Annotated in this window: 14 protein-coding genes; 3 read left to right on the top strand and 11 right to left on the bottom strand. The window is 62.9% G+C overall.

What is annotated here, in order from left to right:
* Window positions 1–19: 19 nt before the first annotated feature.
* Complete coding sequence (locus EAH73_RS15010; protein WP_140467963.1) at window positions 20–571, bottom strand: inorganic diphosphatase; 552 nt, start codon at window positions 569–571, stop codon at window positions 20–22.
* 198 nt (window positions 572–769) lie between these two features.
* Window positions 770–2,494 carry an alkaline phosphatase PafA gene (pafA, locus tag EAH73_RS15005; RefSeq protein WP_240047269.1) on the bottom strand — a complete coding sequence of 575 codons (1,725 nt, stop codon included), beginning with the start codon at window positions 2,492–2,494 and terminating at the stop codon, window positions 770–772.
* Between the two features lie 139 nt (window positions 2,495–2,633).
* Here pafA and EAH73_RS15000 point away from each other — a divergent pair, with 139 nt between their 5' ends.
* On the top strand, window positions 2,634–3,320 hold the full coding sequence (locus EAH73_RS15000) for an HAD family hydrolase (protein WP_161599566.1): 687 nt from the start codon (window positions 2,634–2,636) through the stop codon (window positions 3,318–3,320).
* Between the two features lie 10 nt (window positions 3,321–3,330).
* Here the strand turns inward: EAH73_RS15000 and EAH73_RS14995 are convergent, their stop codons facing one another.
* The 9 genes from EAH73_RS14995 to EAH73_RS14955 all read right to left on the bottom strand — a co-directional run bounded on the left by EAH73_RS14995 (window position 3,331) and on the right by EAH73_RS14955 (window position 10,347).
* Window positions 3,331–3,876, bottom strand: a complete 546-nt coding sequence (locus EAH73_RS14995; protein ID WP_140467957.1) for a hypothetical protein — start codon at window positions 3,874–3,876, stop codon at window positions 3,331–3,333.
* A 411-nt stretch (window positions 3,877–4,287) separates the two neighbouring features.
* Window positions 4,288–5,172, bottom strand: a complete 885-nt coding sequence (gene atpG, locus EAH73_RS14990) for an ATP synthase F1 subunit gamma (protein WP_140467955.1) — start codon at window positions 5,170–5,172, stop codon at window positions 4,288–4,290.
* A gap of 126 nt (window positions 5,173–5,298) precedes the next feature.
* Window positions 5,299–6,882: a F0F1 ATP synthase subunit alpha gene (gene atpA / locus EAH73_RS14985; RefSeq protein ID WP_140467953.1), complete on the bottom strand. Its 1,584-nt coding sequence runs from the start codon at window positions 6,880–6,882 to the stop codon at window positions 5,299–5,301.
* 9 nt (window positions 6,883–6,891) lie between these two features.
* The gene (gene atpH, locus EAH73_RS14980; RefSeq protein ID WP_140467952.1) at window positions 6,892–7,452 is read right to left on the bottom strand and encodes an ATP synthase F1 subunit delta; all 561 of its coding nucleotides are present in this window, start codon (window positions 7,450–7,452) and stop codon (window positions 6,892–6,894) included.
* 96 nt (window positions 7,453–7,548) lie between these two features.
* Window positions 7,549–8,043: a F0F1 ATP synthase subunit B gene (locus tag EAH73_RS14975; RefSeq protein WP_140467950.1), complete on the bottom strand. Its 495-nt coding sequence runs from the start codon at window positions 8,041–8,043 to the stop codon at window positions 7,549–7,551.
* 177 nt (window positions 8,044–8,220) lie between these two features.
* Window positions 8,221–8,481, bottom strand: coding sequence for an ATP synthase F0 subunit C (gene atpE, locus EAH73_RS14970; protein WP_068237140.1), 261 nt, complete (start codon window positions 8,479–8,481; stop codon window positions 8,221–8,223).
* Between the two features lie 83 nt (window positions 8,482–8,564).
* Entirely contained in the window at window positions 8,565–9,638 is a 1,074-nt protein-coding gene (gene atpB, locus EAH73_RS14965; protein ID WP_140467948.1) for a F0F1 ATP synthase subunit A, read from the bottom strand.
* Between the two features lie 36 nt (window positions 9,639–9,674).
* Window positions 9,675–10,082, bottom strand: coding sequence for a hypothetical protein (locus EAH73_RS14960; RefSeq protein WP_140467946.1), 408 nt, complete (start codon window positions 10,080–10,082; stop codon window positions 9,675–9,677).
* A 13-nt stretch (window positions 10,083–10,095) separates the two neighbouring features.
* Window positions 10,096–10,347, bottom strand: a complete 252-nt coding sequence (locus EAH73_RS14955) for an AtpZ/AtpI family protein (RefSeq protein WP_140467944.1) — start codon at window positions 10,345–10,347, stop codon at window positions 10,096–10,098.
* A 177-nt stretch (window positions 10,348–10,524) separates the two neighbouring features.
* On the opposite strand from EAH73_RS14955, the gene EAH73_RS14950 reads away from it, so the two are divergent.
* Window positions 10,525–13,662: a hypothetical protein gene (locus tag EAH73_RS14950; RefSeq protein ID WP_140467942.1), complete on the top strand. Its 3,138-nt coding sequence runs from the start codon at window positions 10,525–10,527 to the stop codon at window positions 13,660–13,662.
* Between the two features lie 115 nt (window positions 13,663–13,777).
* Window positions 13,778–16,126: a penicillin-binding protein 1A gene (locus tag EAH73_RS14945; RefSeq protein ID WP_140467940.1), complete on the top strand. Its 2,349-nt coding sequence runs from the start codon at window positions 13,778–13,780 to the stop codon at window positions 16,124–16,126.
* Window positions 16,127–16,189: the final 63 nt, after the last annotated feature.

Genomic DNA, 16,189 nt, shown 5'->3' with positions numbered 1-16,189 from the left:
AGGCAGTTGGCCGGCGTGTTTAGCGCTTGCCGTTACCGTAGGTGTCTTCGTAGAGCTTGATGCTGGCGTCGATGATGCGGTAAGCATCCTCGCGGCCCATGAAGCGCTCCACGCTCACGTGCTTGTGCTCCAGGGCTTTGTAGTCCTCAAAGAAGCGCTGCATCTCCAGCAGCATGTGCGGGGGCAGGTCGGACAGGTCGTTGTAGTGGTTCACCGAAATGTCGTTGGCGGCCACAGCAATGATTTTGTCGTCCTCCTCGTCTTGGTCCACCATCTGCATCACGCCGATAACCTTGGCCTCCACGAGGCACATGGGCACGATGTCGACCGAGGAGAGCACCAGAATATCCAGCGGGTCGTGGTCGTCGCAGTACGTCTGCGGAATGAACCCGTAGGCGGCCGGGTAGTGCACGGCCGAGAACAGCACGCGGTCCAGTTTCAGCAGGCCGCTCTCCTTATCGAGCTCATACTTGGCCTTGCTGCCTTTGGGTATTTCGATGATGGACTGCACGGTGTGCGGGAGGTTGTCGCCGCGCGACACGTCGTGCCAGGGGTTAAAATGGGAATTCATTAAAAAATGGGAAAATGGAAAACCGAAAATAAGCCGCGGGGCCCTGGGGCCCCAACCAATAAGCAAAGCAAGCGCCTCCGCCCGGCTGTGCCCCCGAACGGGCCCCCAAGTTACTGGGCCCCGGCCGAATGTGCCTCAACGGACAAACGCGCCCCGGGTTGGGGGACCGCAATTTTTAGGGCCCCGGGGGCCCCAGCCTTAGCGGCCCAGCACCTCGCGCAACGGCGTGCCGGTGCAACCGCTGGGCTCCTGGATGTGCAGCCACTGGGCCACGGTGGGGGCCACGTCCACAATTTTCACGGGCGCCGCCGATTCGCCGTGCTTCACGCCCCAGCCCCAGAACAGCAGCGGCACGTGGGTGTCGTAGGCCCAGGAGGCGCCGTGGGTGGTGCCCTTCACCGCCGGAAAGCCGTAGGCCTCCAGCCAGCCCGGCTCCAGCACGGCCAGCACGTCGCCCGAGCGCGGGGCGTAAAAGCCGTTTTCCTGAAACATGCCGGTGCCCTCGCTCCAGTGCCCGCGCTGGAGGTCAGTAGCCGTAATGGCCTGTGCCACGTGGGGCAGGCGCAGCAGCAGGTCGGCCATTTCGGCCTGCACCTTGGCCAGGTCCAGGCCCTTCTGGGCCAGCAGCGGCCGGTTGAGGTACACCTGCTGGTTTTCGTAGTCGAGCACCCAGGCCCCGGGGCCGTGGCGGCGCACCAGGGCCCGCTGCAGCGAGTCGCGCATCACGTTGGGGCCCACGCCGCCGCCGGGCAAGCGGTGGGCCTGCAAGAAGCCGGGCGACTGGTCGGCGGCGTGGTCGGCGGTGAGGAACACCAGCGCCTGGCCCTTGCCCACCGTTTTGTCGAGGTAGTCGAGCACCCGGGCGATGTCTTGGTCGAGGCGCAGGTAGGTGTCCTCCGTTTCCACGGCCGTGGTGCCAAACTGGTGGCCTACGTAGTCGGTGCTGCTGAAGCTCAGGGCCAGGAAGTCGGTTGGGCCACGCTGGCCCATCTGCTCGGCCCGAATGGTTTCAATGGCGAAGTCGGCCGTGAGCGAGTTGCCAAAGGGCGTGGAGCGGATCAGGTCCAGGTTTTGGGGCGTGGCCTTGGGCGCGGTTTCGCCGGTGGCCTTGAGCGTGGCGCTCACCACGGCCGGCAGCCCGGCGCTGAGCCGCGGCAAGTCGTGCGGAAACACCGGCTTGTCCTCGCCCTTAAAAGCGCCCTCCCAGGGTTCGTCGTCGGGCGTGCTTTCGGTGTACTGGGCCAGCGGCAGCAGCGTATTCCAAGGCTTGCTGAGGTACTCGGCGGCGTGCCCGGCGGCGTTGAACTTGTTCACCCACTCGGGCAGCGCCTGGGTATAAAAGGTGCTGCTAATGAAGGCCCCGTTGGCGCCGTCGTACCAGTAGGCGGCACTGGCCGCGTGCCCGGCCGGCAAAATGCTGCCCCGGTCTTTGATGCACACGCCGATGGTTTTGCTCTGGAAGTTGGTGGCCAGCCGCAGCTCGTCGGTAATGGTGGTGGTGAGCAGGTGGCGCGGGCTCTGCTGCCCCGCCACGGCCGAGCCGCCCACCGCCTGCACGGTCTTGTCCTCGGTCACGTAGGTGCTCTTGCCGTCTTCGCGCACGTACCAGTTGTTGCCCACAATGCCGTGGTTGGCGGGCGTGGTGCCGGTGTAGATGCTGCTGTGCCCGGGGCCCGTGTAGGTGGGCACGTAGTTGTAGTGGCAGCTGGCGTAGCTGAAGCCCTGCCCCAGCAGGCGCCGGAAGCCGCCGCTGCCAAACTTATCCCAATAGCGGTAGAGGTAATCGTAGCGCATCTGGTCCACCACAATGCCCACCACTAGCTTGGGGCGGGGCAGCGGCGCGGGGCCGGGCCGGTGGGCAAATGCGGGGCCCGCCAGCAGCACAGCGGCCGCCAGCAAGGCAGGGGCAAGGGTTCGTTTCAAGGGCAGGGAAACGGTGCCACCGTGGCACCGGCTGGGGCAAAGGTACTGCCCGCCCCGCAGCCCCATCCAGCCCTTCGCCGTTAAGTTTCGTAGATGTTTGGGCCCCCAGGGCCCCCATTTTTCCCCAGCCCCTTCCCTTTTGCAGCCCGCCCTCATTTTCGACATGGACGGCGTTATTGTCGATAACACCGCCTACCAAGCCCGCGCCTTTCAACTCCTGTTCCGCGACTTGGGCCTGACTACCAACGCCCGGGCGCTGCTGAAGCGCCTGAACGGTATGCCCGCCACCGACATTCTGGCGTCGGTATTCCGCCACCCCGTGCCCGCCAAGCAGCTCAAAGAGTACGCTGCCCAGCGCGAGTTTCTCTACCGTACCCTGTATTGGGACAAGCGCCGCGCCACGGCGGGCCTCATTGCGTTTCTGCAAGCGGCCCGCGCCGCCGGCCACCCCATTGGCTTGGGCACCGGCTCCGGGGGCTCCACGCTCAGCTACCTCCTCGACCACCTGGCGCTACGGCAATATTTTGACGTCGTGGTGGGGGAAGACGATGTCAGCAAGGGCAAGCCCCACCCCGATACTTTCGCCGTGGTGGCCAAGAAGCTAGGCGTGGCCCCCGCCGACTGCATCGTGTTTGAGGATGCCGTGCTGGGCGAACAAGCCGCCTACCGGGCCGGCATGCGCTGCGTGGCCGTCACGTCGTCGCTGCCGGCCAAGGCGTTCCAAGCGCCGTTGCTGATCATTAAGGATTTTACTGGCCTCACCCCCGCCGGCCTGCTGGCCGCATGGCAGGCGCAGCCGGTGGGGCCCCGGCCGGGCCGCCGCTAGCCGGGGGGCCCTATGCTTGCGCCCAGCGTGGGGCCGCCAGCGCTCGCAGCATCTCCGGGGCCGTCGAATACTCGCCCAAGTCAAGCGGCAGGAAGTGCAGCCAGAAGCGGCCCGGGGCCGCCGCTACCGCGGTAAATACGTAGCCCGGCTCCTGTCGCAGGTTCACGCGCACGCCGGCGTGGGCGTCTACCAGCCAAACGGCCGTCGCCGAAAAATTATACAAGGCATCGGCCCACAGTGCGTAGCGGCCAGGGGCTAGGCCGGCCACGCTCAGCGCCACGGTGGTGGTATCGGTGAGCTGGGCCAGCGGCAGCGCATAGGCCAGGGCCCCCGAGCGGGCCGAAAGCCGCAGGGCCCCGGCAGGTGATTCGGCTTCGCCCTCAAAGCGAATGAGCGTGGCCGACGATAGGCCATCGGGCCCGTGCAGCGTCAGGTGCAGCTGCGGGCGGAAATCGTCGGGCTCGATGCGAGCCCCCGGTGCAGCGTAGTCATTGGCCAGAAAACGGGGCGCACGGGCCTGAGCCCCGGTAATTGCCTCAAAAAACTGGTTTTGCATGATCCAGACAGGGTTTACCCGCACCGAATGGGGCTTGGCGGAAGAAAAACAGGGCCCTGAAGGTGCTTCCCACCGGGGCTTAAATAGCTCAGGAGCAGGCAGGCCGCCCACCGGTTAGCAGTGGTTTTAGAGCCACTAACCAAATTTTTCGCTAAAATATACATTTTTTAGCATTTTGCCACCCTTAAACCCACATTTATTAGCCAAATACAATAATCATTCTTCTCAAAAGCCAACATAATGAGCCGGCATAAGGCACCACCCAGATGACTACCGCCCAATCCATCGATTAAGGACCCGAAGGGGCAATCAGGCACACTTGCTTTGGCCCTGCTCAACACCTTTTTTGACCTAAACGCAAAAAGCCCCGGAACTAGTAAGTTCCGGGGCTTTTTTAGCAATATTTTTTTCTTATCCGGCAGCCAGCGCCTCAGCTCCACCCACGATTTCGAGAATCTCGGTCGTAATAGCCGCTTGGCGCGTCCGGTTATAAGTCAGCTTCAGCGACTTGAGCAGCTCGCCGGCGTTCTCGGTGGCCTTGTCCATGGCCGTCATCCGAGCGCCGTGCTCCGAAGCGTTGCTTTCCAGCACCGCTTTGTACAGCTGGATTTTCAGCGACTGCGGAATGAGGGTCTGCACAATTTCCTCCTTGCTGGGCTCGAAAATGTAGTCCACGTTGCTGGTGGCCACTGAAGTGGCGGGAGCCTCGGCGGGCACCAATGGCAGCAGCTGCTCAGTGCGCACCACCTGCGTGGCCACGTTCCGAAACTCGTTGAACACCATCACCACTTCGTCGTACTGGCCGTCGCGGAAGCCGGCCATGGCCTGCTCGGCCGCCACCCGCACCGTATCAAACGAGAGCTGGGCAAACACGTGGGTGTAGTTGCCGACCAAGGGGCCCCGGCGAGCGAAGTAGTCGTTGGCTTTCTTACCGATGGCCATCACCGAGATGTTAGCCGCCGGCAAGCTCGCGTAGCGCTGGGCCACCAAAGCGGCCACGCCCTTAAATACGTTGGAGTTGAACGCGCCCGCCAAGCCCCGGTCCGACGTGATGGCGATGACCAGCACTTTACGCACTTCGCGCACCGTGCCGTAGTCGCTCACAATATCGTCGTCGGTTGCCCGGGTCAGGTTGGCCAGAATCGCGTTCAGGCGCTGGGCGTAGGGCCGCATGCGCACAATATTGTCCTGGGCGCGGCGCAGCTTGGCCGCCGCCACCATTTTCATGGCTTTGGTGATTTGCTGCGTGCTGCTCACCGACTGGATGCGGCTGCGAACTTCTTTTAAACTAGCCATTCTTTATGAGCTGTTGGCTGACAGCTGCTAGCTGTTAGCTTTTTGGTTCGAGCTACCGGTCATCAGCTGCTAGCCGTTAGCTCATCTCAACGAGAAGCTAACGGCTAGCAGCTGATGGACTGATAGCTACTTAGTTGCGTAACGCGACGACACGTCTTTGGCTACCTCGCGCATGGCCTTGATGCCAGCGTCTTCGAGCTTACCGGCTTTGAGGGCCTTCAACACATCGGGGTGGCGCGAGTTCATCGTTTGGGTGTACTCCTTCTCAAACTCACGCACCTTATTCACGGGCACGTTGTCGAGCAAGCCGTTGGTGGCGGCGTAGATGATGGCCACCTGGTCTTCTACCTTCACCGGCGAAAATTGCGGCTGCTTGAGGATTTCCAGGTTGCGGCGGCCGCGCTCAATCGTGAGCTTGGTCGAGGCATCGAGGTCGGAGCCGAACTTAGCAAAAGCTTCCAGTTCGCGGAACTGGGCCTGGTCGAGCTTCAGCGTGCCCGATACCTTTTTCATCGACTTAATCTGGGCATTACCGCCTACGCGGCTTACCGAGATACCCACGTTGATGGCGGGGCGTACCCCAGAGTTGAAAAGGTTGGTTTCGAGGAAGATCTGGCCGTCCGTAATCGAGATTACGTTGGTTGGGATGTACGCCGATACGTCGCCAGCCTGCGTCTCAATCAGCGGCAGCGCCGTCAGCGAACCGCCACCTTTCACGATGCCTTTGAGGCTCTCGGGCAGGTCGTTCATGTCGCGGGCAATGCTGTCCGAAGCGTTGATTTTGGCCGCCCGCTCGAGCAGGCGGCTGTGCAGGTAGAATACGTCGCCGGGGTAAGCTTCACGTCCGGGAGGGCGACGGAGCAGCAGCGACACCTCGCGGTAGGCCACGGCTTGCTTCGACAAGTCATCGTACACCACCAGGGCCGGGCGGCCCGTGTCGCGGAAGAATTCGCCAATGGCGGCGCCGGTGAAGGGCGCGTAGAATTGCAGAGGGGCGGGGTCAGCGGCCGAAGCCGATACTACCACGGTGTAGTCCATGGCACCGCCCTTGGTCAGGGCGTTCACCACCTGGGCTACCGTCGAGGCTTTCTGGCCCACAGCTACGTAGATGCAGAACACGGGCTCGCCGCGCTCGAAGAACTCGCGCTGGTTGATAATCGTGTCGATGGCCACGGCCGACTTACCGGTCTGGCGGTCGCCGATGATCAGTTCGCGCTGGCCCCGGCCAATCGGAATCATGGCATCGATGCTCTTAATGCCGGTTTGCAGAGGCTCGGTTACGGGCTGGCGGAAAATAACGCCCGGTGCTTTGCGCTCCAGCGGCATCTCGTACAGTTGGCCCTGGATGGGGCCCCGGCCGTCGATGGGTTGGCCGAGGGTATTCACTACGCGGCCCACAATGCCTTCGCCTACTTTGATGGAGGCAATCTTATTGGTGCGGCGCACGGTGGCACCTTCGCGGATGTCGCTGTAGTCGCCGAGCATTACGGCCCCGACGTTGTCTTCTTCCAGGTTCAGCACGAGGGCCTGGAGGCCGTTTTCGAACTCCAGCAACTCGCCCGACTGCGCTTTGGTCAGGCCGTAAATACGGGCCACGCCGTCGCCCACCTGCAACACGGTGCCGACTTCTTCCAGCTCGGCTTCGGACTTGAAATTGGACAGCTGCTCCCGCAGGATTGCGGATACTTCGTCCGGACGTACTTCTGCCATGATGCTGATTTACAGTTTATTTTGATATGAATTTTCTTGCAGCGCAGTACGCATCTTCCGCAGGCTGGAACGAACGGATTCGTCGAGCTGCACGTCGCCTACTCGCAGCACAAAACCACCAATTAGCGCCGGGTCAACCTTTTCGGCTAACTCCACACCGGCGTGGCCGGACTGGCGCGTCACCTCGGCGCGCATCTGCTCGCGCAGGGCGGGCGTGAGGGGCACGGCCGAAACGACCTCGGCCGTTTGGATACCGCGCAGGATGTTGTACTGCACTTTAAACTCGGCGGCAACGCTCTCCAGTGCGCTTTCCCGGTTCTTCTGGGTCAGGATGGTAAAGAAACGCATGGTCATGTCCGACACCTTGCCTTTGAACAAGGCGGTGAGGATGGCCAGCTTCTTGTCGTGCTTCACGATGGGGTTGCGTAACAGTAGACGCAACTCGCGGCTGCCGCTCACTACCTGGTCAAGCAGGTCCATGTCCTGCTTCACCTGTTCCAGCGTGCCTTGCTCCTGTCCCAAGTCGAGGAGCGACTTGGCGTAGCGGGACGCTACTCGTTGGTCAGCCATGTTGAGGGGTAGCTAATTGCTATGGGTGGTTAGCGGCGCTTGGCACCGGGGCCCCGTCGAAAACGGGCCGGCCACCAACTGCTGCTAACCAGCGGCTTAGTTGAGTTTTACTTCTTTTAGGTACGAGTCCACCAACTGCGTCTGGGCAGTGGGGTCGGCGAGCTCGCGGCGCAGAATACGCTCAGCAATGTCGAGCGAGAGCTGAGCAGCGGTATTTTTCACTTCGGCCAAGGCCGCATTTTTCTCGGTCTGGATGGCTTCGCGGGCCTGCTGCACGATGTGGTTGGCTTCGCTGGTGGCGCGGGCTTTCTCGGTCTCACGGTGCTGGTTGGCCATTGTGGTGGCCTCCTGCATCATGCGGTCGCGCTCCTGGCGGGCGTCGGCCAGCAATTTTTCATTGCCGGCTTTCAGCTGCTGCATCTCCAGCTTGGCCTGATCGGCCATGCGCAAGGCGCTTTCGATGCTGTCCTCCCGCTCCTTCAGCGACCCCAAGATGGGTTTCCAAGCGAACTTGGCCAGCAACAGGAAGAGGATCAGGAAAATCAGGGTTTGCCAGAACAGCAAGCCAAATTCGGGGGTGATGAGCGACATAGTATCAGCGATTTAACAGCCTGGCTAACAAAAGGGCGGGAAATTCAGTGCCCGCGGGCTGCCAGCAATGGCGCGCCCCAGCAAGGACCCCGGCCCGTAACGAAGGAAAACCCGGCGCGACTGGCCCCCACCCGCCGGAGCGGAGCAAGGGCCAGCCGGCCGGGCTTAGCATCGCAATTATTGCAGTTTCAGAGCGATGAGCAAGCAAACTACGACGGCGAACAGGGCCGCGCCTTCTACCAGGGCAGCCACGATCAGCATAGCCGTTTGGATTTTGCCCGAAGCCTCCGGCTGACGGCCGATAGCGTCCATGGCGCTGCCACCGATGCGGCCGATGCCCAGGCCAGCGCCCAGGATAGCCAAACCAGCACCAATGCCGGCACCCATTACGGCCAGACCAACAGAATTAACAACTTGCAGTAACAACGAGAGAAGCATGGTAAAGGGGGAGTGTGTTGAAAAAATGAAAACGCAAAAATAGGTACGGGGCCCCAACCGGAGCCCCAAAGGAGCCGGTGGCCTTAGTGAGCGGCTACGTCGGGGCGGGTGAGGTGGCCCAGATCAGAGCCGCCGTGCGACTGCTCGGCAATGCCAAGGTCTTCGTCGTGGTGGTGTTCTTCCATCGCGCCGCCGATGTACATGGCGGTGAGCAAGGTGAAAATGTAAGCTTGCAGGATGGAAACCAGCAACTCCAATACGCTGATGAACAAGCCGAAAGGAACCGAAAGGAAACCCGTCCAGGGCGAGCGGAAAATAAAAATCAGGCTGATGAAACTCAGGATGATGATGTGGCCCGCCGTGATGTTGGCAAACAGACGGATGGTGAGCGAAATGGGTTTAATAAATACGCTGGCCAGCTCCACAGGAATCATGATCGGGCGCAGCCACAGCGGAACACCCGGCGTCCAGAAGATGTGCGACCAATAGGCCTTGTTGCTGCTGAACAGCGTGACGATCAGCGTTAGGATGGCCAGCATGGCCGTCACGGCCACGTTGCCGGTGAGGTTAGCCGCGCCGGGCGTGAGGCCCAGTAGGTTGTTGAACCAGATAAAGAAAAACACGGTGAGCAAGTACGGCATGTAGCGCTCGTACTTTGGGCCGATACTTTTCTTGGCTACTTCGTCGCGGATAAATACTACGAACGGCTCCAGAAACGACTGCAAGCCGGTGGGGGCCTGGCCTACACGGCGGCGGTAACCGCGGGCCACCGACGTGAACACGATAACCAAAACCAAGCTGCTCATGATGAGGGCCGCCACGTTTTTGGTAATGGAGAAGTCGTATACCGTGCTGCCATCCAGCGTGGTGAGGTGTTCCTCCTCGAGCTTAAAATTCTGGTAGCTTTTGCCTTCGGCTACTTTCTCCGAGGAGAACACCGACATGCCTTTGCCCGGCTGGTAGGCGATGATGGGGAAATAGCTAACAAAGTTGCCGTTGTCGGTCGAGAACCAATGCCATTCGTGCGAATCGGCTACGTGGTGCAAAATAACTTCCCCGGGGTTGAAGGCTTCGGCCGACTCAGCGCCCTTTGCGGGCTCTTGGGCAAAAACCGGCAGGGTGAACAGAAAAAAGAGAATCGACAGTAAATGCTTCATTCAAACGATCTTAATAGCGCAAACCGAAGTAACTAATTACTGCTCCGGTACTTGTTTTTTGGAAAACGGCCGCAAGTTAGTCAAAATAGCCCAAATTTCAAAGCCAGCAAAGAGAAAGTACAATACAAAGAAGGCTCCCAGGAAGGTGTAGGTGGCCCGCCCGGCGTGGGCTCCACCGGTGTAGAGGTAGGTGAGCACGGCCGCCATGCCGGCCACCAGCCGGAGCGCTACGGAGCCGAAATAGGCTGCCAGGAAGTTATCGGGATTGGCGCGCACGGCCCGCGCCGTGAGTGACAACCCGATGAAGGTGAGGGCCGCCAGCCCGGCAAACAGGGACGGGGCCAGTGGGTGCACCGCGGCGGCCCCGAAGGCGGCATACAGCCCGTAGAGGGCCAGGCCCACCACGCAACAAAAGGCCACAAATGGCCGGAAAAAAGCGGACATGTGAAAGCCGGCGCTAGGCGCTGTTGGTGAGGGAGCGGATGACTTGGTAGAGGGCCACGAGCACGCCCGCCAGCATGAGCCCGATGGTGAACCACGGCGTTTTGGTGTGGTAGTGGCCGTCGAGCCAAGTGCCAGCCCAAGCGCTGAAGCCGATGGTGGCCAGCATTTGGGCAGCCATGCCCGAATACTTGGCAATGGTGCGCCCCCGGCCGCTGCCGGCGGGGGTGGGCTCGGGTTCGGGGCCGGCGGCGGGTGGGAGGGGCATGAGCGGGAGGTGAAGGACGGGGCGCAAAGCTACGGCGCAGACCGGGCGGGGTTTGGGCAGGGAAACGTAATTTTACCCGGCGGCCGCCGTTGGTACCGGGCGGGCACCGGCCGCGGAGCGAACATTTTGGAGCACCAGCGGCGTTGGGGCCCCAGGGGCCGGCTTTTTCCTTTTCTTTTGGCTTTGACGAATTACTCGCTGAATTTTCGCTGGCCGGCCTGGGCCGGGTGGTTGCTGGGCTTGGCCTTGCTGGCCGGGTGCGCGTCGAGCACCGGCTTGGTGGGCCACGCCGTGAACAACGTAGCGGCGCGCGACAACGCCTTTTTTTTGGCCCGTGAGAAGCTCCACGCCACCGAAACCAAGCTGTACGCCGGGCGGGTGAACGACTACAACCAGCGCCTGCCGCTGTTCCCGACGCTGGATAGCGCCAGCGTGCGGGCCAACCGCGCCGACCTGAACGACATCATCAAGAAGGCGTCGATGCCGATCCAGAACCGGCCGGGCTCGGACTGGACCGACGACGCTTACCTGCTGGTGGCCTGGGCTCGGTTCTACTCGATGCAGTTCGACGACGCGGCCCTGACGTTTAAGTACGTGAACTCGACCAGCAAAGACCCCAACGCCCAGCACGAGGGCCTGATTGGGCTGATGCGCACCTTCATGGCTACCGACCAACTGGAGAGCGCCAAGGCCGTGTCGGACCTGCTAGACCGCGAGGTGGGGACCCCAGCCGACGCCCGCGAGCTGTTTCTGACCCGCACCGAGTACTACCTGCGCACCGAGGAGCCCAAGCTGGCCATTGCGCAGCTAGAGCGGGCCGTGCCGCTGATTGAGAACAAGAACGAGCGCTCGCGCACCCGTTACCTGCTGGCCCAGCTGTACCAAGAGCAGGGCGACGATAAAAAAGCAGTGGAGCAGCTCAACGACATCTTGGCCCACAACCCTCCTTACGAGTTAGATTTTTTCAGCAAGCTGCTGCTGGCGCAGGTATCGGGGCTGGACGCCGAGAACAAGGCGCGGCTCGACAAATACTTCGCCGGGCTGCTGAAAGACCCGAAGAACAAGGAATACCACGACAAGATTTACTACGAGCTGGCGCGGCTGGCCTACCGCCAGAAGGACTACGCCGGGGCCCTGGGCCAGCTGCGCACCTCCGCCAAGGCTACCACCACCAACCGCTCCCAGAAAAGCTACACCTACCTGCTGGCCGGGCGCATCTACTACGAAAACCTGCAAAAATTTCGCCTGGCGGCCGCCTACTACGACAGCACGGTGCAGAACTTGGCCCCGACGGCCCGCACCTACGCGGCCATCAAGGAGCGAGCCGACATTCTGAAGGAATTTGCCAAGCAGTACACCATCGTCGAAACCCAGGACAGCCTGCAGGCACTGGTACGGCTCGCCCCGGGGGCCCTCGACGAGCGCCTGGGCCAGTACGCCGACGCCGAGCTGGCGGCGCGCCAAGTAGCGCTGGCCAAAAAGCTGCTGGCCGACAAGGCCCAGGCCCGCGCCGCCGAGCTAGCCGGCCGGCCCAGCCTGAGCAACGGCAGCTCGCTGAGTAACCTGCCCAGCGGCCAGTCGGCCATCGACCCGCTGGCCTTTGACCCCACCGCGGCCGGCACTGGGGCCCAGTGGTACTTCGACAACCCCGCCACGCTTGGCACGGCCCGCGCCGACTTCCTGCGCAAGTGGGACAACCGCCGCCTGCAGGACAACTGGCGCACCAGCAGCCAATCCAACAGCGCCAACCCAGCGGCCAACGGCAGTGTGCCCGTCACCATCACCGGCAACGGCGACACCCGCGTGAACCCCACCACGGGGGCCCCCGAAGGCCCCGCTGGGGCCCCCGCCGTAGACCCCGCTGCCGAGAAGCGCGACCTAGTGGTGCAGTACCGCGAGGTGCTGCCCACCACCCCCGAAAAGCTGCAAGCCTCTAACAAACAAGTTGAAGCGGCGCTGTACGAGTTGGGCAACATCTACAAAGAGCAGCTGAAGGAGCGCGACCGGGGCATTGCCACCTACGCCCAGCAAGTGCAGCGCTTCCCCCGGGGCCCCAACGCCCCCGACGCCTACTACCTGCTCTACCTGCACTACAAGGCCCTGCCCGATGCCGACCGGGCCGCCGAGTACGCAGCCGCCTTGCAGCGCGATTTTCCGCAGTCGCTCTACGCCAAGCTGATTGCCGACCCGCAGTACCGCGAGCACGAGCTGGCCCTGCACAAGGCCGTGGCCAGCCGCGTCGATTCGGCGTTTGTGCTTTACAAAAACCAGGAGTTCCGCAAAGCCACGGCCGTGCTGACCCGCACCGAGCAGCAATATCCCAAAAATGACCTCAGCGACCGGGTGGCGTACCTGAAAACGCTGCTCGTGGTGCGCACCCAGCCGCCGCTCACGGCCCGCAGCATGGTGGAGAAGTTCTACAAAGACTTTCCCGACAGCCCCTTGGTGCCCGAGGCCCGCGCCCTGGCCACTACCTACCGGCGGCAAGACGCCGGCCAAATCACCGGGGCCCTGGCCTCGACGGACAAGCCCGTGGTGTCGATTTTCCGCCCCGGCGAAATCGATAACCGGCTACGCGTGTACTACAGCAACGACGAGTCGCCGGCCGCCGCCGTAGCCCCGGCCCCTACCCCGGCCATCGTTCCTGCCGCTACTGCCCCGGCCACGCCCGCTGGGGCCCCCACCCCGGCCATACCCACTGGGGCCCCGGCAACAGCGCCAACGCCAGAGGCCCCGGCGGGCTCGCCAGCACCGGCAAAGCCACGCGCCAGGGCCCCTAGGGGCAAGGCCAAGGCCGCCGCTACGGCGCCAGCAGCCGGGGCCCCCACGGGCACCAATGTGGCCCCCACACCGATACCCGAAGCGGCCCCCGTGCCGGCCCCTGCCGGGGCCCCTGCGCCGGTGGCCGACCCCGCTGCCGCGGCGGTGCCCGCGCCTGCGCCCGCCACGGCCTACAGCACGCAGCTGAGCGCGGCCCACGCCGTGGTGCTGGTGTTCCCGAAGGGTACGCCGCCGGTGGCCAACCTCGACGCAGCCCTGGATACATACAACCACCGCTGGTTCCGCGACGTGAACTTGCAGGTGCAAGCCGAAGCCCTCGGCGACAAGCAGGACCTGCTGGTGGTGCGCGCCCTAACCGGGGCCAAAGTGGCCCAGAGCTACGCCGTAAAGCTGCGGGGGCCCCAGTCGCCGCTGGGGCGGCTGCGCGGGCAGGGTTTCCAGGTGGTGGTCATCAGCCTTGAAAACCTAGCGCTGCTGCAAAGCACCGGCGACTTGGCCGGCTACGAAGCGTTTTTCCAGAAAACATACAAGTAGGGCCCCTAGCAAGCGGCTGGCGAGCAGCCCGGAGTTGCGGCCCTTTTTTTGTTGAAGGCCTGCGGCCCGCGCCGTGGGCTTTATTTTTGCCTGTTGAATCTGCTTTTACTTATTTATGCCTGACTACTCTGCTGCCACGCCCCGCCGGCCCAAGGGGGCCCCTGCGCCGGCCCGGCCGGGGCGCTATACGGCTTTTGTGCGCACGCTGTGGGTGCTGTTTGTGGGCGGCGCGCTGGTGGCCGGGGGCTACGTGCTGGCCGTGAACAGCAACTTCCTGAACCTGTTCGGGCGGATGCCAAACCTGAAATCGCTCGAAAACCCGCGCTCCGAGCTGGCCTCGGAAATCTACTCCGCTGACGGCGTGCTGCTGGGCAAATACTTCCGAGAAAACCGCACGCCCGCCGAGTACAAAGACCTGCCCCAGAACCTGATCGATGCGCTGGTGGCCACCGAAGACGTACGCTTTGAGCAGCACTCGGGCATCGACCCGCGCAGCATTTCGCGGGCCGTGGCGAAGCTGGGCCGCGGCGGCGGGGGCTCCACGCTCACGCAGCAGGTGGCCAAGGTGCTCTTCAAAACCCGCCCCGACCAGCCCAACACCCTGAACGACGGCCTGCTAAATGGCAGCGGCAAGGTGGGCATCTTGATAGCCAAAACCAAGGAGTGGCTGCTGGCCATCCGGCTGGAGCGCAACTACACGAAGCGCGAGATCCTGCGCATGTACCTGAACACGGTGGAGTACGGCTCGAACGCGTTCGGCATCAACACGGCCGCTAAAACGTTCTTCAACAAGGCCCCGCGCGACCTGACGACGCCCGAGGCGGCCACGCTGGTGGGCATCGTGAACGCGCCCGGCCGCTTCAGCCCCAAGGTGCACCCCGACCGCTCGCGCCGCCGCCGCAACTGGGTGCTGCGCCAGATGGCCAAGGCTCACTACATCCCCGCCACCGAGCTGGCCGCCGACACAGCCCAGCCCATTGTGCTGCACTATAGCGTAGAAAACGCGGCCAAAGGCCTGGCCCCCTACTTCCGCACCGAGGTGGCCAAGTCGCTGCTGGCCTGGGCCAAAGAGACCGACCACGACTTGTACGCCGACGGCCTGAAGATTTACACCACCATCGACTCGCGGATGCAGCAGCACGCCGAAGCAGCCGTAAACGAGCACCTGGCTTTGCAGCAGAAGTGGTTTTCGGCCCACTGGAAGGGCCAGCTGCCCTGGCGCGACGAGAACGGCAAGGTCATCCCCAACTTCCTGAACATCTCGATGCGCCGCACCGAGCGCTACAAGTCGCTGATGAACATCTACGACGGCAACCGCGACTCGGTGAACTACTACCTGCGCAAGAAGTACAAAATGCAGGTGTTCAGCTGGCAGGGCGAGAAGGAAGTGATGATGTCGCCGCTCGACTCGCTGGCCTACTACAAGCGCTACCTGCAAGCCGGCTTCATGGCCATGAACCCGCTGAACGGCCAGGTAAAGGCCTGGGTGGGGGGCCCCAATTTTAAGTACTTCAAGTTCGACCACGTGCGCCAGGGCAAGCGCCAGCCAGGCTCCACCTTCAAGCCCATTGTATACACGGCGGCCATCGACCAGGGCTACTCGCCCTGCTACCCGCGGCCCGACGTAGCTACCACCTTCCCGGCTGTGGCCGGCCGGGCCCCCTACACGCCCCAGAACTTCGAGGGTGGCTACTCGGGGCGCACCTTCACGCTGCGCCAGGCTCTGGCACGCTCCATGAACTCCATCACGGCGTGGCTGGTGTACAAGCTCACGCCCGAAATCGTCGTGGGCTACGCCAAGCGCCTGGGCATCACCTCGCCCGTCGACGCGGTGCCGTCGGTGGGTTTCGGGGCCTCCGATTGCAGCATTTTTGAGCTGTGCGGGGTGTACGCCACCTTCGTGAACAAGGGCGTGTGGACTTCGCCGGTGATGGTGACCCGCATCGAAGACAAGAACGGCAACGTGCTGCGCGAATTCCAGCCCCAAACCAAGGAAGTGCTGAGCGAGGAAACGGCCTACATCATGACCAACATGCTGCAAGCCAGCACCACCGAGCCCGGCGGCACCAGCACCATCCTGCACACAGGCTTCAAGTTCCCCAACGAAATCGGGGCCAAAACCGGCACCACCTCCAACTACTCCGACGCCTGGTTCATGGGCATCACTCCCGACCTGGTGTGCGGCATGTGGATCGGCGGCGAGGACCGCAGCATCCACTTCCGCACCGGCGCCTACGGCCAGGGGGCCCGGCTGGCGCTGCCGCTCTACGGCATCTTTATGAAGAAAGTGTACGCCGACAAGGACATCGCCATCAACCGGGGCCCCTTCCCGCTGCCAGCCAAGCCGCTGAGCATCGAGATTGATTGCTCGAAGTACACCGGCGCTGCCCAGCGCGACACCATCCCGTACGACCAGAAAATGGCCCAGCCCGACCTACAGGGCCCCGACAAGCAAGATATTTAGCCGTTCCGGTGGTTTCTTGCGCAATGGCCGGTGACTTTCACCGGCCATTTTTCGTTACGCTTT

The sequence above is a fragment of the Hymenobacter nivis genome (assembly GCF_006439025.1).
Classification (GTDB): Bacteria; Bacteroidota; Bacteroidia; order Cytophagales; family Hymenobacteraceae; genus Hymenobacter; species Hymenobacter nivis_A.
This window is presented reverse-complemented; position numbering and strand designations above follow the sequence as displayed.